Origin of the sequence: Streptomyces sp. HPF1205, assembly GCF_020400825.1 — a bacterium.
Classification (GTDB): domain Bacteria; phylum Actinomycetota; class Actinomycetes; order Streptomycetales; family Streptomycetaceae; genus Actinacidiphila.
On sequence record NZ_JAINVH010000002.1, the window covers coordinates 394,789 to 416,377 of the forward strand.

Below are 21,589 nucleotides of genomic sequence, written 5' to 3' on the forward strand. Positions count from 1 at the left end.
GGCGGTCACTGCGACGGTCTACGGTTCCTCCACCGTACGCCGCCGCCGCAGGCAGAGCCCGACGAAGGCCGCCGCGGCCACGAGGACGCAGGTCAGCTGGGTCACCGCCATCGGAACCGCGGTGCCGTCGCCGGCCACGCCGCCCAGCGGCGCCACGATCGCGCCGATCAGGAAGCCCGAGGTACCGATCAGCGCGGACGCCGATCCCGCGGCGCGCTCGGTGCGCAGCAGCGCCAGCGTGTTCGTGGTCGGCAGCACCAGGCCCATCGCCGACATCAGCACGAACAGCGCGGCGGCGATCTGCCACAGCGAGGCCCGGCCGAACACCCCGGTGGTCAGCAGCACCAGCGCGGCCGAGGCGGCGCCGATGAGCGCCAGGCCCACCGCCAGCACCCGGTGCATGTCCACCCGGCCGATGAGCACCTTGCCGTTGAGCTGGCCGAAGCCGACGATGCCGACCGAGTTCAGGCCGAACAGCAGGCTGAAGGTCTGCGGCGAGGCCCCGTAGATGTCCTGGACGACGAAGGAGGAGGCCGACACGTAGGTGAACAGGGCCGCGAAGGCGAAGCTGCCGGCCAGGACGTACCCGGTGAAGACCCGGTCGGCGAGCAGCCCGCGCATCGCGCCGAACGTCCCGGAGAGCTGTCCCGCGTGCCGCCGCCGCGGTGGCAGGGTCTCGTGCAGGCAGCGCCACGCCACCACGGTGAGCAGGATCCCGATCACGGTGAGGACCGCGAAGACGCCCCGCCAGTCGGTCAGCCGCAGGATCTGGCCGCCGAGGGTGGGCGCGACGATCGGCGCGACCCCGGAGATCAGCATCAGCGTGGAGAAGAAGCGCGCCATCGCCACGCCGTCGTACAGGTCGCGGACCACCGCGCGGGAGATCACGATGCCCGCCGAGCCGGCCAGGCCCTGGAGCAGCCGGACGGCGATGAGCACCCCGGCCGACGGGGCGAAGACGCATGCGGCGGTGGCCAGCACGTAGACGGCCATGCCGGCCAGCAGGGGGCGGCGGCGCCCCCACCGGTCGCTGAGCGGACCGACGACGAGCTGGCCGAGCGCCATGCCGGCCAGGCACGCGGTGAGGGTGAGCTGGACGGTGGCCGGCGGGCTGTGCAGGGCGCGGGTGACCTGCGGCAGCGCCGGCAGGTACATGTCCATGGACAGCGGCGGCAGGGCGGTGAGTCCGCCCAGGACGAGGGTGACGAGCAGGCCGGCGCGGCGGGCGTCCCGGCCGGCGCCGGCGGCCTGGAGGGTCGGACCGGCCGGGACGGCCCGGCCGGTCCGGATGGCGCGGGCGGGTCCGGCCGCCTTGGCGGACCGGGTGATCTCACCCGGGAGGGTCGTGGGGAATCCGGGGCCGGCGTCGTCGGCGGCTGCGATGGGGGCGGGCGGGGCGGTGGATCTGTGCGCGGGTATGGTCGGCCCGGCGTCCTGCACGGCAGCACTCTCCAGAGAAGTAGTTGAATCAGCGCCTATTCTCTCAGGGTCCGAGGGCGGCGAGAAACAGCTTTTGACACGAGGAGCGGGGCGGCATGAGCGAGCGTTACACCAAGGTGCGCTGGGGGATCCTGGCGACCGGCGGAATCGCGGCGACCTTCACGGAGGCGCTGCAGACGATGCCCGACGCCGAGGTGGTGGCCGTCGCCTCGCGCCGCCCGGAGTCCGCGAAGGCCTTCGGCGAGCGGTACGGCATCGGCCGGACGTACGGCGACTGGGCGCGGCTCGCCGCCGACGACGAGGTGGACGTGGTGTACGTGGCCACCCCGCACTCCGCGCACCGGGCGGCGGCGGGCCTGTGCCTGGAGGCGGGCAAGCCCGTGCTGTGCGAGAAGGCGTTCACCCTCAACACGCGCGAGGCGCAGGAGCTGGTGGACCTCGCCCGGGGCCGCGGCCTGTTCCTGATGGAGGCGATGTGGACGTACTGCAACCCGCTGATCCGGCACATGGTCACGCTGGTCGCCGAGGGCGCGGTCGGTGAGGTGCGGCACGTGTCCGCGCACTTCGGCTTCTCCGGCGTCTTCGGGCCCACCCACCGGCTGCGCGACCCGGCGCAGGGCGGCGGCGCGCTGCTCGACCTGGGCGTCTACCCGGTCTCCTTCGCCCACCTCTTCCTGGGCGAGCCGGACCACGTGGCCGCCTGGGCCCACCTGACCCCCGAGCGGGTCGACGAGAACACCACGATCTCGCTCGGCTGGAACAGCGGCGCCGTCGCCTCGCTGAGCTGCTCCATCACCGCCGACACGGGCGCGCCCGCGGTGGTGGCGGGCACCGGCGGCCGGATCGAGATCCCTGACGGCTTCTTCCACGCCGACCGCTTCGTGCTGCACCGCCCGGGCCACGCGCCCCACACCGTGCACCTGTCCGACGTCCACCCCGACCCCGACCGCTCCACCATGCGGCACGAGGCGGCCGAGGTCGCGCGCTGCCTGCGCGCGGGCCTGACCGAGTCCCCCCTCGTCCCGCTGGACGGTTCGCTGGCGGTCATGCGCACCCTGGACGCGATCCGCGACCGCGTCGGAGTGCGCTACCCGGGCGTCGACTGACCCGCGCCCGCCCGGTCCCAAGGGCGCGCCGGACGCTCAGGCGACGGCGGCGCCGTGCCCGTCGGCCACGCCCGCGATCCGGCCGGCCAGCTCGAAGTCCTTCCCGGTGAGCCGGCCGCCGGCCGCGTGCGTGGTGATGGCGACGGCGAGCGTGTCGTAGCCGAGCGTCAGGTCCGAGTGGTGGTTCAGCTCGTCCTGGATGCCGGCGATGTGCAGCGCGAAGATGGCGGCGGGCAGGTGCGCCAGCCGGTAGGCGCACCTCAGGGTGCGGCCGTCGTCCGACAGGCCCCATCCGGGCAGCCGCGCGAGCCGTTCCTCGATCTCCGCGGGCGGCAGGGGCTCGGCGTACGGCATCACGTACCTCCATCGGGCGCCACGGGCAGCAAGCGGGCCGCGCCCGGCGGGAAGCCCGGGCAGGAGCCCGGTGGGCCGCCGGCGGGTGGGGCCCACCGCCATCCGTACCACGCCGCGGGCCCGCGCGCACCGGAACCCGGCGCGGCGTCGCCTACCCTGCGAAGCCATGACCGACGACTCCCCGAAGATCGCGATCGTGACCGGCGCGGGCAGCGGCATCGGCCGTGCCGTGGCGGTCGAACTGGCCGCCGCCGGCTGGACGGTGGCCCTGGCCGGCCGCCGCCCCGACCCGCTGCAGGAGACCGCCTCGCTGGCGCCCGGCTCCTTCGCCGTGCCCTGCGACGTCACCCGCCCGGGGGATGTCGCGGCGCTGTTCTCCGCGGTACGCAGGCGGTGCGACCGCCTGGACCTGCTGTTCAACAACGCGGGCGCCGCGGGCCCGGCGGTCCCGCTGGAGGAGCTGGAGTACGAGCGGTGGCGCGCGGTGGTGGACGTCAACCTGCACGGCGCCTTCCTGTGCGCGCAGGCCGCGTTCCGCCGGATGAAGGAGCAGGAGCCGCGGGGCGGGCGGATCATCAACAACGGCTCGGTGTCGGCGCACGTGCCGCGCCCGCACAGCATCGCCTACACCGCGACCAAGCACGCGGTCACCGGCCTGACCAAGTCCCTGTCCCTGGACGGGCGGCCGTACCGCATCGCCTGCGGCCAGATCGACATCGGCAACGCGGCCACCGACCTGACCAACCGTATGCGAGCCGGGATCCTGCAGCCCAACGGCACGACCGCGGTCGAACCGGTGATCGACGTCGCCGACGTGGCGCGTACGGTCCGGCACATGGCCGAGCTGCCGCTGGAGGCCAACGTCCAGTTCGCGACGGTGATGGCGACCACGATGCCGTACATCGGCCGGGGCTGAGGCCGCGGGCGGGGACGGCCCCGGGGGCGGTACGGGAATGCGCCCGGCCGCGTTCGGGTTCGCTTCGGCATGACGACTTCCGGCCGTACCGTGCCCGAAACCGAGCCGCCCGCGCCGTCCGGCGGCGACGACGCCCCCGCGGTCCTGCGCTACACCGCCTTCTCCACCGACCCGGCCGGCGGCAACCTCGCGGGAGTGGTGCTGGACGCCTCCCGTCTCGACGAGGCGCGGATGCTGGCGATCGCCGCCGAAGTGGGCTACTCGGAGACCGCGTTCGTCACCGCGGCCGACGGCCGCACCCTGGACGTGCGCTACTTCAGCCCGAAGGCCGAGGTGGCCTTCTGCGGCCACGCCACGGTCGCCGCCGCGGTGGCCACGGCCGAGCGGACCGGCCCGGGCGACCTGCTGTTCCGCACCCGGGCGGGCGAGGTCCCGGTCACCGTCGAGGCCGGCCCCGACGGCATCCTGCGGGCCACCCTCACCAGCGTGGAGCCGCACACGGAACCGGTCGCCGACGCCGTGCTCACCGAGGCGCTGGCCGCGCTGCGCTGGCCGGCCGGCGACCTCGACCCGGCCTTCCCGCCGCGTATCGCGTACGCGGGCAACCGCCACCTGGTGCTGGCCGCCGCCGACCGCGCCCGCCTCGCCGACCTCGACTACGACTACGACCGGCTCACCGCCCTGATGACCTCCCTGGACCTGACCACCGTCCAGCTCGTGTGGCGGGAGAGCGCCGCCGTGTACCACGTACGCGACCCGTTCCCGGTCGGCGGTGTGGTCGAGGACCCGGCAACCGGAGCGGCGGCCCTCGCCTTCGGCGCGTACCTGCGCGAACTCGGTCCCGTACCGGCCCACCTCACCCTCCACCAGGGCGAAGACCTGGGCCGCCCCGGCGTCCTGCACGTCGAGCTGCGCCCCGGCGACACCCGGGTGCGGGTCTCGGGCGCGGCGGTGGCGATCGGCTGACACGTGCGGTGACCGGGAAGGTTCACCGGTTCGCGCCCCCTCCGGCACGGTGGCTGGGAGGTGCCCACCAGGCAACGGCGCCTCCCCCTGCCTGCGGCGGGAGCAACGCCACCTGCCCGCGCGGGGGCACCCCAGCACCGGGCGCCGCTCCCTGGCGGGCAAACCTTGGCCGGCCCCGCACCTACGCCTGTGCGCCTCCCGGTACCACCGCCGCGTCGAGCAGCGGGCCGAGTTCGCGGGCGACGGTGGTCAGGGCGCGCGCGTCGCATTCGGCGCGGGCGATCAGCAGCGCTCCTTCGAGGGAGCTGATCATGAGGGTGGCCAGGGCCGGGGCGCGTCCGGCCGGGACGCCCATGCCGGTCAGGGCCTCGGCGACGGGCGCGGCCCAGGTGGCGAAGGCGCCGGCGGCCGCGGCCCTGGTGGACTCGGCGGTCCGCGACCGGTCCACGGTGGCCGCGGCCACCGGGCACCCCGCGCCGAAGCCCGCGGCCCGGAACTCCTCCGTCCACTGCCCCACCATGCCGGCGAACAGTCCCGAGGGGGTCGGCTGGTCCATGGCGGCCATGAAGCGCGCGACGCGCTTGCCCGCGTACCGCCCGGCCCAGGCGACGGCCTCGTTGACCAGTTGCTCCTTGCCGCCCGGGAAGTAGTGCTGGAGCGAGCCGCGCGGCGCCCGCGCGTGGGCGGCGACCTCGCGCATCCCGGTGGCGCCGACGCCGTCGCGGCGGATGAGCTGGGCCGCGCTGAAGACCATGCGCTCGCGCGGCCCGTACGCGGCCTCGGGGGCCGCCGCGGAGGGCCCGGACGCCCCGGAAGGCTCGGACCCCGCGGGCGGGCCGGGCACCCGTGGGGCCTGCGGCGCCTGCGGTTCCTCGGACCGCCCGGGCGTTCCGGGTTCCTCGGACCGCCCGGGCTCCCCTGGCCGCGCGGGCCCCTCGCCCGGGACCGTTTCCGTGCCCCCGCCGGTCACCGGTCCGGTCATCGCCGCGGTCTCCCTCCTGCGAGCAGCCGGTGTCAGAGCAGTCGGTAGACGCCGGTACGGGCGTCGCGGGTCACGCTGCCGCCCACCATCACCAGTTCCGGACGGCGCCCGAGCGCCGCGAGCAGCGCGGCCCGGTGTGGCAGGACGGAGGCGGCCACCCGCGTGACACCGCGGTCGCGGGCCCGCGTCAGCAGCGTACCCGTCATGGCGCCGCCCAGCCCGCGCCGCTGCCAGTCGTCGGCGACCAGGACGGCGAGCTCCGCGACCCGGTGACCGCCGCTCCCGTCCCCCTCTTCGTGGGGGCGCGCGACCAGGCCGGCCAGGCCGACGGGCCGGGAGCGGTCGCCGCGGTGCCCGACGACGGCGTCGTGGAGGTCGGGCCGGCCGGCGAGGGCGTCGTCGACGTACGGCCGCGGGAACGCGCGCGGCAGGCCGAAGAACCGCAGCCGCACGGTCTCCGGCGAGCAGCTCGCGAACAGCGCCTCCAGGCCCGCGCGGTCCCGCGGGCCGGCCGGCTCGACGTACCACCGCCCACCGGGCCCGCGCGGGCCGCCGGACGCGCCGGACGCGTCAAAGGCGTCGGATCCGGGAGCACCACTTCCTATGACCACTGTCATAGGACCAGTATTATGACGACCGTCATAGAACGGCAAGCCGCGGCGGGCGCGCGGGCGGCGGGGCGACTCCCCGGGAGCAGAAGGCGGTGCGGCATGGAGATCGGTTTCCTCGGCCTCGGCATCATGGGCCGGCCCATGGCCCTCAATCTGGCCCGCGCGGGCACACCCCTCACCGTCTGGAACCGGACCGCCGGGCGCGCCGAACCGCTGCGCGCCGCCGGCGCCCGGGTGGCGGCCGGTCCCGCGGAGGTGTTCGAGCGCGCCGGAACCGTCCTCCTGATGCTCGCCGACGAGGCGGCCGTGGACGGCGTGCTGGGCCGGGGCACCCCGGCCTTCGCCGCCATGGTCGCCGGGCACACCGTGGTGCACATGGGCACGACCGCGCCCGCGTACTCCCGCCGTCTGGAGGCCGATGTCCGCGCGGCCGGCGGGACTTACGTCGAGGCGCCCGTCTCGGGTTCCCGCCGCCCCGCCGAGGACGGGCACCTGGTGGGGATGCTCGCCGGGCCGCGCGAGGCGGTCGACGAGGTGGCGGCGCTGCTGAAGCCGGTGTGCGCCGCGACGTTCGCCTGCGGGGACGCGGCTCCGGCGGCGCTGCTGATGAAGCTCGCCGTCAACCTCTACCTGATCACCAGCGTCACCGGCCTCACCGAGGCCTTCCACTTCGCCGAGCGGCACGGCCTCGACACCGACCGGTTCCTCGCCGTCCTCGACGCCGGGCCGCTCGCCAGCGCCACGACCCGGGTGAAGGCCCCCAAGCTCCGGGCCCGCGACTTCACCGCCCAGGCCGCGGCCCTCGACGTCCTGAAGAACACCCAGCTCATCGCCGAGGCCGCCATGGACGCGGGACTCGCCGCCCCACTCCTGGACGTCTGCCACGACCTGTTCACCGAGACCGTCCGCCAAGGCCACGAGGCCGGCGACATGGTGGCCGTGCTGCACGCGATCGAGGCCCGCACCGATCGCGGAACGCGGCCCGAGGGCTGAGGCCCGGCCCGAACCCGCGGCCCGGCCCAAACCCTAGGCCAGGCCCGAACGCTGAGGCCCGGTCCGTACCCGGGACCCGTCCCAAGCCCGAGGCCCGGCCCGACCCAGGACCCGGCTCGCACGCCGAGGCGCGCCGGCGCCGAAACCCGCGTGCTCCCGCCGGCCGCGGCCTCCTAAGCTCGCCGCATGCGACCTTCCGCCGTCCATCCGCCCAAGCCCCGGCCCGGCGACCGTATCGCCGTCGTCTCGCCCTCCGCCGGACTGCCCGGCGTGTTCCCCGCGCCCTACGAGCTGGGACTGCGCCGGCTGCGCGAGGAGTTCGGGCTGGAGCCGGTGGAGTACCCGACGACGCGCAAGCCGGGGGCGGGCGCGCGGGAGCGGGCGGACGACCTGCACGCCGCCTTCGCCGACCCCTCGGTCAAGGCCGTGATGGCGAGCATCGGCGGGGACGACCAGATCACGGTGCTGCCGCTGCTCGACCGGGAGTTGATCGCCGCGAACCCCAAGCCCTTCTTCGGGTTCAGCGACAACACCAACCTGCTGGTGTTCCTGCGCGAGGCCGGCGTCGTCGGCTTCCACGGCGCCACGGTGATGGCCCAGCTCGGCCGTCCCGGGCGCGTCCACCCGATGACCGCCGACTCGCTGCGTGCCGCGCTGTTCACCCCCGGCCCGTACGAACTGCGCCCCGCCGACCGCTTCCGCGACACCGACGCCGACTGGGCCGACCCGGCCTCCCTCGCCGCCGAACCGCCCTCCGAGCCCGGCGCCGGCTGGATCTGGCACCGCCCGGACCGGGTCGCCGAGGGCCCCTCCTGGGGCGGCAACCTGGAGGTCCTGTCCTGGCTGCTGATGGCCGATCGCGGGATCGACCCGGATCCCGCGGCTTACGAGGGCCACGTCCTGTTCCTGGAGACCTCCGAGGAGATGCCGCCCGCCCGCGAGGTCTTCCGCGTCCTGCGGTGCATGGGCGAGCGCGGGCTCCTCGCCCGGTTCCCCGCCCTGCTGATGGGCCGCGCCAAGGCGTCGTTCCTCGACCGCCCGCCCGTCACACCCGAGTCCAGGCACCGCTACACCTCCGACCAGCGCGCCGCCGTCCTGGACGCGCTGTCCCGGTACGCCCCCGGCACGATGGCGGTGTTCGACGTGGACCTCGGCCATACGGACCCCCAACTCGTCATCCCCTACGGCGGCTCGGTGCGCGTCGACGGTCCCGCCCGCCGGATCACCGTGACGTACTGAGACGTCCTCCGGCCGCGGGCACCTCGGCGCGGGGCGGACCGTTGTCCCCCCGGAAGGCCGGCCGTTCACCGGGGACGGCCCGGCGCGGGTTCGGGTGCCGGTTCACGGCGAGGAGGCCGGATGCGGCTGGAATCGGTCAGTCTGCGGTACGCGCGCCGCGGCCCGTACGTGCTGGACGAGGTCGCGCTGGAGCTGGCGCCCGGCACCATCACCGCCGTGGTGGGCGGGAACGGCAGCGGCAAGTCCTCGCTGCTGAAGGTGGCGGCCGGCCTGCTGGCGCCGACCGCGGGCCACGTACGGCAGCGGCCGGCCGCGGTCGGCTACGTACCCGAGCGCCTGCCCGCGGACATGCGCCTGTCCTCGCGCGCCTACCTCGCCCACATGGGGCGGATCCAGGGGCTGGGGACGCGGGAGGCGCGGCGCCGCGGCGGCGAACTCCTGGAGCGGCTGCGCGTGGAGGGCGACACCGAGGCGCCGATCGGCACGCTGTCCAAGGGCAACGCCCAGAAGGTCGCCCTGGCCCAGGCGCTGCTCGCCGAACCGCGGCTGCTGATCCTCGACGAACCGTGGTCGGGCCTGGACGCCCCGACGCACCGCGTCCTCGTCGACTGCCTCGCCGAGCAGCGGGCCGCGGGCGCGATCGTCCTGCTCACCGAGCACCGTCCGGGCGCGGTCGCGGCGAGCGCGGACGCGGTGCACCGCCTGCACGCGGGCCGGCTGACCGAACAGCCCGGGCCCCTCGTCCCGCCCGCCCCGCGACAGGCCGGGGACCCGGATCCGGATGCGGATGCGGATGCGGATGCGGATACGGCCGGTGATCAGGGCGCGGACCCGGCGGGGGGCTTCGACCTCGTCCTCGGCCCGCCCCCGGCCGCCGGCGGCGGAACCCGGTCCGCCCGTGCCGCCGTGGAACCGCTGCGCGGCCTGCCGGGCGTCCTGAGCGCGTACGCCGACGGCTCCCGCGTACGCCTGCGCACGACCGCCGGCCGCCGGGACGCGGTCCTGCTGACCGTCTTGCGGGAGGGGTACGCGGTGCTCGACGTACGGGCCGCCGCCGGCGACGTACGGGCCGCGGTCGCCGAACCGCAACCACCTGGCGGCCCGCGGCGCCGGACCCCCGCGGTGCCGGGCCGGCCCGGCCCGGCACCCGAACCGACCGGGGAGGTCCGGTGACCGCCGTAGCCCGTTACGCGCTCGCGGACTACCTGCGCTCCCAGCGCTTCCTGCCGCCGCTCGTGGCCTACCTCGGCTTCCTGGCGATCCTCCACGCCGACGACGGCCCGGTCCTGTCCGGCTACGGCGCCTCGTCGGCCGCCCTGCTGCCGGCCGCCGTGTGGCTGACCCTGAGCCTTCACAATGCCGAGGACCCCGTACAGGCGGCGATCACGGTCGTCAACGCGGGCGGTCACCGCCGCGCCCTGGCCGGGAAGACGTACGCCGCCCTCACCGGCATGCTCGCGCTGGCGGCCCTGGCCCTGGCGTGGTCCGCGCTCGCCGCCGCGCACCCGCTCCGGCCCGGCGAACTCGCCCACGACTGCGCCGTTCTGGCCGTCGGCGTCTGCGCGCACCTGATCTGCGGTCTGACCGGCGTCGCGCTCGGCACGTGCTGCTTCCGCCCGCTGATCAGGCGTCAGGGGTACGCCTTCGCCACGGCCGCCCTGCTCAGCCTGGCCGCCCTGGTCGCCAGGTGGCCGACCCCGGTCAACGAGACCGTCCGGCTGGTGAACGCCGCCCCGCCCCGGCCCTCCGCGACCGCCCTGCTCCTCCTGGCGGCCTGGGCGCTCGTCCTGCCGCCGCTCGCGACCGCCCTGGTCGCGCGCCTGACGCGAAGGCGTGTGTGAGCGGGCGTGTGTGAGCCGGCGCGTGTGAGCCGGGGTCTGCGCTGTGGGCGTAACAGGCGTACGGCACCGTCCCCGGGCCGTGCGCGGCGCCTACCGTGGCCCCCATGGAGATCATCGACCTGCTGCCCGACCTGCGCATGCTGCGGTTCGAGGTCGGCCACGCCTACCTGTGGCGCGATCCCGACGGACTCACCCTGATCGACACGGGCGTCGCCGGCTCCGGGCCGGAGATCGAGCGGGCGGTCCGCGGGATCGGCCACGAGCGCGGCGACGTCCGACGCGTCGTCCTGACGCACTTCCACGAGGACCACACCGGCTCGGCCGCCGAGGTCGCGGGCTGGGGCGACGTCACGGTGATGGCCGGCCGGGCGGACGCCCCCGTCGTCCGCGGCGAGGTGCCACCGCCGCCGCCCGTGCTCACCGACGCGCCCGCCTGGGAGAGGGAGTTGTACGAGAACAAGCCGCCGCTGCCGCCCGCCCCGCCCGTGCGGGTCGACCGGGAGCTCGCGGACGGCGACGTACTCGACTTCGGCGGCGGCACCCGCGTGGTCGGCGCCCCCGGCCACACCGAGGGCAGCATCGCCCTCTACCTGCCCGATCCCCGCGTGCTGTTCACCGGGGACGCCGTGGCGAACGTCGGGGGCCGCACCGTCCTCGGCGTGTTCAACCTCGACCGCTCCCGCGCCCTCGCCTCTTTCCGCCGTCTGGCCGAACTCCCCACCGACATCGCCTGCTTCGGCCACGGCGACCCCGTCGTCGGCGACGCGAGCGCGGCCCTGCGCGCGGCGGCGGCAGCCGCCCGATAGTACGGCGGTCGCCGTGCGGCCCCGGAGCCGTCCCTCCGCCCGCACGGCGGAAACCCCTGGAGGGACGGTGCGGGGCGTGCCTACGATCGCCGGGCACCGCCGGGCACCGCCGGGCACCGCCGCGTGGGCGTGCGTGGAACCGCGCGGACCGGGTACGCGGCGCCGTGCCATGTGCCGACGAGGGAAAGGCGGAAGCCGTCGTGGAGTCCCAGGCGCACCAGGACCCGTACCCCGAGCCCGGGCCGGGGCCCGGGCCAGGTCCCGAACGCGGGCCCGGGCCCGAGCCGTTCGACGCCCTGCGGGACGCCTACGCCGCGTTCGGCTCCGTCGTCGCCGCGCTCGGCGAGGAGGAGTCGTGGGCGCCCACCGGGTGCACCGGGTGGGCGGTGCGTGACCTCGTCTTCCACTGCGCGCTCGACGCCCAGCGGGCCCTGGTCGCGCTGCACACCCCCGCGCCGCCCGGCACGGAACCGGACCGGGACGCGGTCGGTTACTGGGCGGACTGGCGGCCCGGGACGGAAGGGGCGGCCAACGGACGGCGGTTCTCGCGCGTGAACGGCTCGATGTTCCTGCGCTTCGGGCAGTTGCGCGAGCTGTACCTGGAGACGGCCGCCGCGGCGGTGGTGGCGGCGGGTCGCGCGGACCCACGGGACCGGATCACGACACAGGGCCACGTCCTGACCTGCGGGGACCTGATGGCGACCCTCGCGGTCGAGGCGAGCGTCCACCACCTCGACCTGACCGCGCACCTGCCGGACGCCGCGCCGCCCTCCCCCGCCGGCCTGGCCTGCGTCCGCGCCACCCTCGACGGCCTGCTCGGCCACCGCCCGCCGCACGACCTCGGCTGGGACGACGCGCACTACGCCCGCGCGGCGACCGGCCGCCTGCCCCTGACCGACGCCGAGACCCGGCTCCTCGGCCCGGCCGCCGCCCGCTTCCCCCTCTTCGGCTGAGCCGCGACCGGCTCCCGCCGGAGTCCCCGCAGAACCCCCGCGCGCCTCCGCGGCCGGGACCGACGGCAGCCGCGCGGCTCGCACGCCCCACCGACCCCAACCAACCCCACGGGCCCGCCAAGCGGAGCCTGCCGACGGTGTCCGGCCGGAAAAGGCGCGGCCGGATTCTTGAAGTGCCCCGCCGGGTTTGGCAACGTTGTCAGCCATGCCAGCACTGGTCTCTCCAACTCTCGGAAACGGAGCGGCGTACATGCCCGCGAACCCTCCTCACCTGTCCAGAACCACGCGGCCCTCCGTGGGGGGCACCGTGCTCCCGGGGCCGGACCCCGAGGGGGCGGACGCGGTGGTGTCGTGGCCGGCGCGGGCCGCGGACGGTTACCGCGCCGCCGTCGAGGCCCGGCTGGGCCCGGCCGGGTCGGAGCCGGACTTCGCGCGCAAGGCGCAGTTCGTCGAGTACGAGGTCATGCGGGCCCTGTGCGAGGCGTGGCGGGCGCAGCGGCAGGAGTGGCCCGGGGGCGGTCCGGTGGGCGACCTTCCGGGGACCGGCGGCCCGTACCGGCTGGACGGCGGGTACTACGGCGCCCGCAAGGGCTGCGAACCGCTGCACGCCCAGGTCGACCAGCGCGACGGGAAGGTGCTGGTCGTCAACGGCACGCCGGCGGCCGTGCGGGGCCTGACGGTCACCGCTCAGGCGTACGACCTGGGCGGACGTCCGCTCCGTGAGCCGGTCGCGGCCCGGGTGGACGTCGCGGCGGGGGACGGCGCGGAGGTGGGGGCCGTTCCGTTCGACCGCGGGCTGCCCGCCACGCACCTGCTGCGGCTGCGGGTGACCGACGCCGAGGGCCGTGTCCGCTCGGTGAACGACTACTGGCGTTACCGGACCCCCACCGACATGCGCTCCCTCAACGGCCTGCCCGGCGTGCGGCTGTCCCTGGCCGCCCACCCGGCGGACCGGCCCGCGGAGGGCCGGACGGCGGACGGCCGGACGGCGGTGACCGCGACCGTACGCAACACGGGCACCTCCCCCGCGGCGATGGTCCGGCTGATGCTGCTGGACGCGGACGGCACACGGCTTCGGGCGGCCGCGGACGACAACTACTTGTGGCTGCTGCCCGGCGAATCGCGGGAGGTCACCGTGACCTGCCCGGCCCCGGGCCCGGACGGGCGGAGGCCGATCGTGGCGGCCGAGGCGTACAACGCCGGACCGACCCGGGCCGCCCACCACGGCGCCGCGACGGCGGGAACGGGGACCACGGCCGCCGGCTGAACCGCGGAGCCGGCCCACCCGGCGGCTCCGGCCGCCCCCGCCACCTCCCGCACCCCCGCCACCCCCGGCACCCGACCGCGACCGGAACGCGACAGGACGGCCGGCGGCCACCCCGCGACCGGAACGGCCGCCGGACCAGCCGCCGGTCCAGCCACCGAACCGGCCGCTGGACCGCCCGTCAGACCCGCCGCCGAACCCGCCGTCAAACCGTCGTCACCGTCACGCCCGCCTCCTTGAAGCGTTCGACGGCCTCGGGCGGAAGGCCGTCGTCCGTGACGAGGGTGTCGACCATGTCGATGCCGCAGATCCTGGCGAAGGCCCGGCGGCCGACCTTGGAGGAGTCGGCGGCCACCACGACCCGGTTGGCCCGCTCGGCCAGAAGGCGGTTGATGCTGGCCTCGTCCTCGTGGTGCGCGTACGCGCCCTGTTCGGGGTCGATCGCGTCGATTCCGAGCACGGCGATGTCGAGCGTGATCTCGCGCAGCACACCGCGCGCGAGCGGACCGGTGAGCTCGTAGGACTGAGGGCGGGCGACGCCGCCGGTCACCACGATCTTGATCTGCGGCCTGATGACCAGTTCACCGGCGATGTTGAGGGCGTTGGTGACGACGGTGAAGGCGGGCCGGCGCATGGCCCCCGCCGTGCCGTCCGGGGCCGTGTCGCCGCGCAGCGCCAGCGCGCGGGCCACTTCGGTCGTGGTGGTGCCGCCGGTGAGGCCGACCACCTCACCGGCGGCCACCAGGGCGGCCGCGGCCTTGCCGATCCGCTGCTTCTGCGAGGGGTGGCGGGCGGTCCTGTACCGCAGCGGGAGTTCGTACGAGACGCCGTGCGCGACGGCGCCGCCGCGGGTGCGGGTGAGCAACTGCTGCTCGGCCAACTGGTCGAGGTCCCGGCGGATGGTTGCGGTGGACACGTTCAGCGCCGTGGCCGCCTCGTCCACCTCCAGCCGGCCGCGGTCGGCCAGCAGGTCCAGCAGGGCGGTCCACCGGGCGTCCCTGGACACGGTGCTCCTCTCACGGGGTCGGCGGCCGCGCGGGCCGTCCGGCCGGGCGGTCCGTACGGGCCGGAGCGGTGTCGCGCCCGCGGCCCGCACAGCCTCGCACACAGTCGCGGGACGGGCGCGGGGGCTGCGCGTGGCGTGCTTGAAGCCGCTCCGGACACGCGCCTACGATGCATGGCCGCTCGTCGACACTGATCGACACTCATCGACACTCGTCGTTCGCGTGCGCGCAGGCTCGGCGTCACCGCGCAGGCGTTTCGCCGCTCTCGCCCGCACGTACACTCCGCACGACCCTTCTCAGCGCAGAGGAGTTCCCGTGCCCCGACCCCCACGCACCCGCCGCCGCTCCGGCGCCCGTACGGTCCTCACCGCCCTCGCCGCGGCGCTGCTCGCCCTGCCCGCCACGGCCTGCTCCGCGCACGCCGCGCCGGCCGCGGCACAGGCCGCCACGTCGGGAAAGGCCGCCGCGGGCAACGCCTCGCTGTCGGCCCCGACCCCGCCGATGGGCTGGAACGACTGGGCCCACTACCGGTGCGGTGTCACCGAGCGGATCGTCACCGCCAACGCGGACGCGCTCGTGTCGTCCGGGCTGGCGGCGAAGGGCTACACCACGGTCACCGTGGACGACTGCTGGATGGCGGCGTCCCGGGACGCGCAGGGACGGCTGGTCGCCGACCCGGCGAAGTTCCCGCACGGCATGGCCTGGCTCGGCGCGTATCTGCACGCCCGCGGGCTGAGGTTCGGCATCTACGAGGACGCCGGTTCGGCCACCTGCGAGGGCCGCCCCGGCAGCGGCCGGCCCCAGGGCGGCGGCGCGGACCACTTCGCGCGGGACACCGCCACGTTCGCCGCCTGGGGTGTGGACTACCTCAAGCTGGACGGCTGCAACATGTACGTGGCGCCCGGCCAGACCAAGGAGGACGCCTACCGGCAGGCCTACGACGCGCAGGCCGCGGCCCTGCGCGCCTCCGGCCGGACCATCGTGTTCTCCGAGTCGGCGCCCGCGTACTTCCAGACCGGCCAGTGGGGGAACCCGGACTGGTTCGACGTCCTGTCGTGGACGGGCTCCGACGGGCAGTTGTGGCGCGAGGGCCGGGACATCGCCGTGTACGACCCGTCCAGGCCGGAAGCGAGCCGGTGGCCGAGCGTCCTGTACAACTACGGCTACAACCGCTGGATCGGCCGCTACGCGGCGCCGGGCAACTGGAACGACCCGGACTTCCTGATCGCCGGGGCGGGCGGCCTGACCGACGACGAGTCCCGCAGCCAGGTCGCCCTGTGGGCGATGATGGCCGCGCCCATGATCCTCTCCTCCGACGTCGCCCACCTGACAGCGGCGGCCCGTTCCGCCCTCGGCGACAGCGACCTGATCGCCGTCGACCACGACAGCCTCGGCCGCCAGGCCGGCGTGGTGTCCGCCGACGGCACCACCGACGTGCTGGCCCGCCCCTTGTCCGGCGGCGACCGCGCGGTCGCGGTCCTCAACCGCGGTACGACGGCCAGGAGCATCAGCACCCCGCCCACCGTCGCCGGCCTGCCCGGCTGCGCGGTGACCGCCGAGAACCTGTGGACGGGCGCCCGTACGACCGTGGCGGCCGGGGGCGCCCTGACGGCGACGGTGCCCGCGCACGGCACCGCGATCTGGCGCCTGACCCCCGGCACGGCCTGCGGCCCCGCCGTCCCCACCGGCCAGCTCACCGGTGACGGCGCCAAGTGCGCCGACGTCTCGCACAGCGGCACCGCCGACGGCACCCCGGTCATCCTCTACACCTGCACGGGCAACCCCAACCAGCGCTGGACTCTGCTCCCCGACCACACGGTGCGCGCCCTCGGCAAATGCCTGACCGCGAGCGGCACCGCACGCGGCGGCCATGCCGTCCTGTCCGCCTGCTCCGGCTCGCGCGCGCAGACCTGGACCGCCGCTCGCGACGGCACCCTCGTCTCCTCCGCGTCGGGCCTGTGCCTCGACGTCTACGGTGGCGCGACGGCCAACAGCACCCCCCTGGACACCTGGACCTGCGGCCACCTCCAGGCCAACCAGGTGTGGTCCCTGCCCGTCTGACGGCGACGAGGGTACGGGCGGGCGCGCCGGCCGCCGGCCCGTACCACCGGGGACGGCGGACCCGCGCGGACCGGCGGTCGGGTCAGCCCCCGGCCAGCGCCTGCTCGGCCCAGATCGTCTTCCCCGTCGCGTTGTACCGGCTCCCCCACCGGGTGGCGAGCTGGGCGACCAGGAACAGGCCGCGACCGCCCTCGTCGGTGGAGCGTGCCTGGCGCAGCCGCGGCTGGGTGTTGCTCGGATCGGAGACCTCGCACACCAGCACTTTGTCGCGTACGTCGCGGATCAGCCGCAGCTCGATGGGGCCGCCGGCGTAGCGGATGGCGTTGGTGACCAGTTCGCTGACCATCAGCTCGGTGCTGAACGCCAGGTCGTCCAGGCCCCATTCGGCGAGTTTGCCGAGGGCCATCTCGCGGGCGCAGGTGACCGCGGCCGGGTCGTCGGGGACGCGCCAGGTGGCCAGGTCGGCGGGCGCGGTGGCGCGGACCCGGGCGAGCAGCAGGGTGACGTCGTCGGCGAGCCCGGCCGGGGTGATGCCCGAGACCATGCCCTCGGCTGTGGCCTGCAGGTCGGCTTCGGGACGCAGGGCGCCGAGCTCGCGGGCGAAGGCGTCCATGCCGACCGCCAGGTCCCGGTCGTGGCCGTACTCGACCAGGCCGTCCGTGTAGAGCACGAGCAGGCTGCCCGGCTCCAGCTCCATTTCCGTGTCCTCGAAGGGCAGGCCGCCGACGCCCAGCGGCGGCCCGGGCTCCACGGGCGCGAAGGAGAAACTGCCGTCCGGGCGCAGGATCCCGGGCGGCGGATGACCGGCGCTGGCCATGGTCAGGCGGCGGGCGACGGGGTCGTACACCGCGTACAGGCAGGTGCTGGCCAGGACGTCCTCGTACGAGGCCTCGGTGGTCTCGCCGATGCGCAGCACCAGATCGTCCAGATGGGTGAGCAGGTCGCCGGGGCCCAGGTCGAGGTCGGCCAGTGCCTGGACGGCGGTGCGCAGCCGGCCCATGGCGGCGGTCGCGCGCAGGCCGTGCCCGACCACGTCGCCGACGACGAGGGCGGCCCGCAGCGAGGACAGCGGGATCACGTCGTACCAGTCGCCGCCCGCGCCCTGGCCGCCGGCGGTGGCGGGCAGGTAGACGCCGGCCGCCTCGACCGCGGCCGTGTCGGTGCCGGCCGGCGGCAGCAGGCTGCGCTGGAGGGCGACGCTGGCGGTGCGCTCGCGGGTGTAGCGGCGGGCGTTGTCGATGCTGAGCGCGGCCCGAGAGGCGACCTCCTGGAGGAGTTGCAGGTCGTCCTCGCTGAACGGGTCGGCCTCCTCGGTCCGCCACACCGACACGCCGCCCAGGATCAGCCCGCGGGCGAGCAGCGCACACTGCATGACGGTGGTCGCCTTGGGCGGCACCAGGCGGCGCATCAGTGCCGGGTCGCCCTCCATGGCCTCGCTGATCGAGGCCAGGTCGGGAAGGATGTAGGGCTCGCCGCGCTGGAAGCGCTGCACGGCGGGGGTGCGCGGCATCCGCGGCAGGTCCATGCCGGTCCTGATGTAGTCGTCCGGCCGGGCGCGGTCCTCCGGCGCCATGGCGGCGCAGCGCAGCCCCAGGTCGCCGCTGGAGACCCTGGCGGCGGGCTCCTCGCCGGCGAAGACCTTCCTGACCAGGTAGACCGTGGATTCGTCGCCGAGGGCGGGAGCCAGCGCGGTGGCGAGCTGCTGGGCGGAGTCGGCCACGTCGAGCGAGGCGCCGATCAGGGCGGCCGCGTCGAAGAGGAGGTCGAGCCTGCGGGTCTCCTTGGTGGCGTTGACCAGCACCAGCACGATCCCGGCGGGCCCGGCGCCGGAAGGGGCCAGCGGCATCGCGGAGACGGTCAGGGCGACGCCCGTGCTGTCGTCCATGCGCTGGCGGTGCGAGATCAGCGGTTCGCCGGTGGTCTGCACCCGCCGCAGCCGGGCGGCCAGGCCCTCGGCGTCCTGGGGCCGCACCAGGTCGGTCAGCCGGGCACCGGTGGGCAGCACGAGCCCCTGGAAGCATTCGGAGTCCAGACGGCTGCCGGTCACGCGGAGGTCGGCGTCGAGCGCGGCGACGCCGATCGTGGGCTGGAGGGCGAGGGCGTCGAGCAGGATCCGATCCAGCTCGGCGTCCGGGCGGGCCCGGTCGCCGACGTGACCCGCAAACCCGTCCATAGCCAGTGATCGCCTCGCTCGGCCCCGCGCAGACCTCGGGTGCGTCCGACACCCTCATGGTACGGGCGGGTGCCTGACGGCGTTCAACACGAGCGGAAAGGCGCAGGTCACGGCGCCGGACAAGGGTGAAGGGCCGGGGTGGGCCGACGCGGGTGGCGGGCCGGGCCGCCCCGGCCGGAGGGTGGTTGACCGGGCAACGGCCCCGGGGATCCGGCCGCGGACGCGGGCAGGACGGGCGGACCGCGGCGGCGTCCCGGACCGGACCCGCCGCCGTACCCGCCGTGCTTGCCCGCCGCACCCCCCACCGCGCCGGACCCCGCGCCCGCCCGCGGCCACGCGGCGCAGCCGCCCCGCTGGCCCGCGCGGGTGAACGTGTGCCGCCGCCCGCGCGGCCTTGCGCCCGGGGCCCGGAGTGCCCCGGCAGGATGCGTGGGGTGCTGTTCCCCTCGCGCGCCGCCGCCCTGCCGTTCGCGGCCGTGGGCGGCGGCCCCTCGCAGCTCCTTCCCGCGCGCGAGCAGATGGCGTTCACACTGGGCTTCCACATCGTGCTGGTGCCGTTCGGGGTGGCGCTGACCACGCTGATGCTGATCGCCGAGTACCGGGGGCTGCGGCACGGCGACCGGGACGCGATGGTGCTGGCCAGACGCTGGTCGAAGGTCTCGGCGGTGCTGTTCGCGGTCGGCGCCGTGTCCGGCACGGTGCTCACCTTCGAGCTGGGCATCCTGTGGCCGCGCCTGATGGGCGGGTACGGGGCCGCGTTCGGCTTCCCGTTCGCCATCGAGGGGATCTTCTTCTTCCTTGAGGCGATCTTCGTCGGGATCTACATCTACGGGTGGGACCGGCTGCGCCCCTGGCCGCACTTCTGGTCCGGCGTCCCGGTGGCGCTGTCCGGCGTCGGCGGCACGGCCTCGGTCGTCGCCGCGAACGGCTGGATGAACCAGCCCGGCGGCATCACCATGAGCGGCGGCCGGGTCACCGCCGTGCGCCCGGCCCAGGTCTTCTTCAACGGCGCGTTCTGGTACGAGGCCACGCACATGCTGCTGGCCGCGTACATCGTGGCGGGTTTCTGCGTCGCCGGCGTCTACGCGGCCGGGATGCTCAAGCGCCGCACCGACCGCCACCACCGGGTCGGTTTCCTGACCGGTTTCGTGGTGGCCGCCGTGGTCCTGCCGGTGCAGATCTACGTGGGCGACGTGATCGCGCGCGAGGTGTACGACCGGGAGCCGGCCAAGTTCGCGGCGCTGGAACTGCTGCCGACGAGCGGGACGCACGTGCCGGAGACGCTGCTCGGCGTCCTCACCGGCGGGCGGGCGCGGTACGGGCTGCAGGTGCCCGACGTGGCGTCGCTGCTGGCCGGGTTCTCGCCGTCGACGCGCATCAGCGGGCTTGACGCGATCGCGCCCGCGGTCCGCCCGGACGACGCGGCGGTCAGCGTCGTCCACCTGGCCTTCGACGTGATGGTCGGCTCGTCGTTCGCGCTGCTGGCGCTGGCGGTGTGGTTCGGCTGGGCGTACTGGCGCCGCCGCGAGGTGCCCGTCAACCGCTGGTTCCTGCGGTGCGCGGCGGCGAGCGGGGCGCTGGCGCTGGTGGCGCTGGAGAGCGGCTGGGTGGTCACGGAGGTGGGGCGGCAGCCGTGGACGGTGGTGCACGTGCTGCTGACCCGGGACGCGGTGGCCACCCAGGGCAACCTGTGGCCGTTCTTCGCCGCCGCTCTGGGCATCTACGCCCTGGTCGGCGCGGCCGCGGTGTTCGTGCTGCGCGGCATGGCGCGGCGGTGGCGGGCCGCCGGGGACGAGGCGGTGCAGGTGCCGTACGGTCCGTCCGGCGGGCGTCCGGCCGCGGCTTCCGAGGGCGGCGCGACGTGAACGCCGCCATCGCGGCCATCATGTTCGCGGGCGTGGTGGCCTACGCGGTGCTGGCCGGCGCGGACTTCGGCGCCGGGTTCTGGGACCTGACCGCGGGCGGCGCCGAACGCGGCCGGCGGCCCCGGCATCTGGTCGACGTCTCCCTGGGTCCGGTCTGGGAGGCCAACCACACCTGGCTGATCTACTGCCTGGTGGTGCTGTGGACCGGCTTCCCCCGGGCGTTCTCCGCCATCACCACGACGCTGTTCATGCCGCTCGGGCTGGCCGCGCTGGGCATCGTGACCCGCGGCGCGGGCTTCGCCTTCCGCAAAGTGACCGTGACGACCCCGCAGCAGCGGGCGTACGGGGTGGCGTTCGCCCTGTCGTCCGTGGTCACCCCCTACTGCCTCGGCGCCGTCGCCGGCGGCATCGCGTCGGGCCGCGTCCCGTCCGCGGGCAACGGCGACTCGGTGCGGTCCTGGAACAACCCCACCTCCGTACTCGGCGGTGTGCTGGCCGTCCTGGTGTGCGCCTACCTGGCCGCCGCCTACCTGACGGCCGCGGCGCCCGACACGTCCTTGCGCGCGTACTTCCGCCGCCGGGCGCTGGTGATCGCGGCGGCGACGGGCGCGGTCACGGCGGCCGGGATCTTCGTCCTGCGCTCGGACGCACCGCGCCTGTTCCACCAGCTGAGCCACCGCGGCCTGCCGCTGCTGATCGTGGCGGCGCTGGCCGGGGTGGCCGGGGTGGGCCTGCTGCTGGCGGACACCACCCGGGCGCTGCGCCCCACGGCGGCGCTCGCGGTGGCCACGGTGGTCTGCGGCTGGGGCGTGGCGCAGTACCCGTACCTGCTGGGCACCCACCTGTCCCTGTCCGCGGCGGCCTCACCGCGGCCCTCCTTGTGGGTCCTGGTCGCGGTGGCCTGCGCCGCCGCCGTCCTCATCGTCCCCTCCCTCGCGCTGCTGCTGACGCTGGCCGGGCGCGCCCGTCTCGCCTCCCCGGAGGAGCGGCCACCTTCCTGACGGGCAGTCAGCCA

Annotated in this window: 19 protein-coding genes; 13 read left to right on the forward strand and 6 right to left on the reverse strand. The window is 75.6% G+C overall.

The annotated features are described in order from the left end of the window. Positions 1–18: 18 nt before the first annotated feature. Complete coding sequence (locus K7G61_RS03985; protein WP_225845207.1) at positions 19–1,290, reverse strand: multidrug effflux MFS transporter; 1,272 nt, start codon at positions 1,288–1,290, stop codon at positions 19–21. A 245-nt stretch (positions 1,291–1,535) separates the two neighbouring features. Between K7G61_RS03985 and K7G61_RS03990 the strand changes: the two genes are divergently transcribed. Beyond that, on the forward strand, positions 1,536–2,546 hold the full coding sequence (locus K7G61_RS03990; RefSeq protein ID WP_225845148.1) for a Gfo/Idh/MocA family protein: 1,011 nt from the start codon (positions 1,536–1,538) through the stop codon (positions 2,544–2,546). Positions 2,547–2,582: 36 nt separating this feature from the next. Here the strand turns inward: K7G61_RS03990 and K7G61_RS03995 are convergent, their stop codons facing one another. After that, complete coding sequence (locus K7G61_RS03995; protein ID WP_225845149.1) at positions 2,583–2,900, reverse strand: 4a-hydroxytetrahydrobiopterin dehydratase; 318 nt, start codon at positions 2,898–2,900, stop codon at positions 2,583–2,585. A 166-nt stretch (positions 2,901–3,066) separates the two neighbouring features. On the opposite strand from K7G61_RS03995, the gene K7G61_RS04000 reads away from it, so the two are divergent. Further along, positions 3,067–3,816 (forward strand): SDR family oxidoreductase, encoded by a 750-nt coding sequence (locus K7G61_RS04000; RefSeq protein ID WP_225845150.1) that lies wholly within the window; start codon positions 3,067–3,069, stop codon positions 3,814–3,816. Positions 3,817–3,885: 69 nt separating this feature from the next. Then, entirely contained in the window at positions 3,886–4,782 is an 897-nt protein-coding gene (locus tag K7G61_RS04005; protein WP_225845151.1) for a PhzF family phenazine biosynthesis protein, read from the forward strand. 181 nt (positions 4,783–4,963) lie between these two features. Here the strand turns inward: K7G61_RS04005 and K7G61_RS04010 are convergent, their stop codons facing one another. Together K7G61_RS04010 and K7G61_RS04015 are read right to left on the reverse strand one after the other, a co-directional pair. Continuing rightward, positions 4,964–5,536, reverse strand: a complete 573-nt coding sequence (locus K7G61_RS04010; protein ID WP_225845152.1) for a TetR/AcrR family transcriptional regulator — start codon at positions 5,534–5,536, stop codon at positions 4,964–4,966. 260 nt (positions 5,537–5,796) lie between these two features. Continuing rightward, entirely contained in the window at positions 5,797–6,381 is a 585-nt protein-coding gene (locus K7G61_RS04015) for a GNAT family N-acetyltransferase (RefSeq protein WP_225845153.1), read from the reverse strand. 93 nt (positions 6,382–6,474) lie between these two features. On the opposite strand from K7G61_RS04015, the gene K7G61_RS04020 reads away from it, so the two are divergent. The 7 genes from K7G61_RS04020 (at position 6,475) to K7G61_RS04050 (ending at position 13,474) form a co-directional block, all read left to right on the forward strand. Then, complete coding sequence (locus K7G61_RS04020) at positions 6,475–7,368, forward strand: NAD(P)-dependent oxidoreductase (protein WP_225845154.1); 894 nt, start codon at positions 6,475–6,477, stop codon at positions 7,366–7,368. Positions 7,369–7,554: 186 nt separating this feature from the next. After that, positions 7,555–8,607, forward strand: coding sequence for a S66 peptidase family protein (locus tag K7G61_RS04025; protein ID WP_225845155.1), 1,053 nt, complete (start codon positions 7,555–7,557; stop codon positions 8,605–8,607). Between the two features lie 120 nt (positions 8,608–8,727). Then, complete coding sequence (locus K7G61_RS04030) at positions 8,728–9,780, forward strand: ATP-binding cassette domain-containing protein (RefSeq protein WP_225845156.1); 1,053 nt, start codon at positions 8,728–8,730, stop codon at positions 9,778–9,780. Continuing rightward, a complete protein-coding gene (locus K7G61_RS04035) occupies positions 9,777–10,448 on the forward strand; it encodes a hypothetical protein (RefSeq protein WP_225845157.1) in 672 nt (223 codons plus the stop codon). Before K7G61_RS04030 ends, K7G61_RS04035 begins: the two co-directional genes overlap by 4 nt. A gap of 104 nt (positions 10,449–10,552) precedes the next feature. Continuing rightward, on the forward strand, positions 10,553–11,254 hold the full coding sequence (locus tag K7G61_RS04040) for an MBL fold metallo-hydrolase (RefSeq protein ID WP_225845158.1): 702 nt from the start codon (positions 10,553–10,555) through the stop codon (positions 11,252–11,254). 200 nt (positions 11,255–11,454) lie between these two features. Beyond that, on the forward strand, positions 11,455–12,207 hold the full coding sequence (locus K7G61_RS04045) for a maleylpyruvate isomerase N-terminal domain-containing protein (RefSeq protein WP_225845159.1): 753 nt from the start codon (positions 11,455–11,457) through the stop codon (positions 12,205–12,207). 295 nt (positions 12,208–12,502) lie between these two features. Further along, positions 12,503–13,474, forward strand: a complete 972-nt coding sequence (locus tag K7G61_RS04050; protein ID WP_225845160.1) for an FxLYD domain-containing protein — start codon at positions 12,503–12,505, stop codon at positions 13,472–13,474. 202 nt (positions 13,475–13,676) lie between these two features. Here the strand turns inward: K7G61_RS04050 and K7G61_RS04055 are convergent, their stop codons facing one another. Beyond that, positions 13,677–14,477 carry a DeoR/GlpR family DNA-binding transcription regulator gene (locus tag K7G61_RS04055; protein ID WP_225845161.1) on the reverse strand — a complete coding sequence of 267 codons (801 nt, stop codon included), beginning with the start codon at positions 14,475–14,477 and terminating at the stop codon, positions 13,677–13,679. A 313-nt stretch (positions 14,478–14,790) separates the two neighbouring features. Here K7G61_RS04055 and K7G61_RS04060 point away from each other — a divergent pair, with 313 nt between their 5' ends. After that, on the forward strand, positions 14,791–16,536 hold the full coding sequence (locus K7G61_RS04060) for a ricin-type beta-trefoil lectin domain protein (RefSeq protein ID WP_225845162.1): 1,746 nt from the start codon (positions 14,791–14,793) through the stop codon (positions 16,534–16,536). 82 nt (positions 16,537–16,618) lie between these two features. Here the strand turns inward: K7G61_RS04060 and K7G61_RS04065 are convergent, their stop codons facing one another. Beyond that, positions 16,619–18,709, reverse strand: coding sequence for a SpoIIE family protein phosphatase (locus K7G61_RS04065; RefSeq protein ID WP_225845163.1), 2,091 nt, complete (start codon positions 18,707–18,709; stop codon positions 16,619–16,621). 434 nt (positions 18,710–19,143) lie between these two features. On the opposite strand from K7G61_RS04065, the gene K7G61_RS04070 reads away from it, so the two are divergent. Both K7G61_RS04070 and K7G61_RS04075 read left to right on the forward strand, forming a co-directional pair. After that, positions 19,144–20,574 carry a cytochrome ubiquinol oxidase subunit I gene (locus K7G61_RS04070; protein ID WP_225845164.1) on the forward strand — a complete coding sequence of 477 codons (1,431 nt, stop codon included), beginning with the start codon at positions 19,144–19,146 and terminating at the stop codon, positions 20,572–20,574. Then, positions 20,571–21,575, forward strand: a complete 1,005-nt coding sequence (locus K7G61_RS04075; protein ID WP_225845165.1) for a cytochrome d ubiquinol oxidase subunit II — start codon at positions 20,571–20,573, stop codon at positions 21,573–21,575. Before K7G61_RS04070 ends, K7G61_RS04075 begins: the two co-directional genes overlap by 4 nt. Positions 21,576–21,589: the final 14 nt, after the last annotated feature.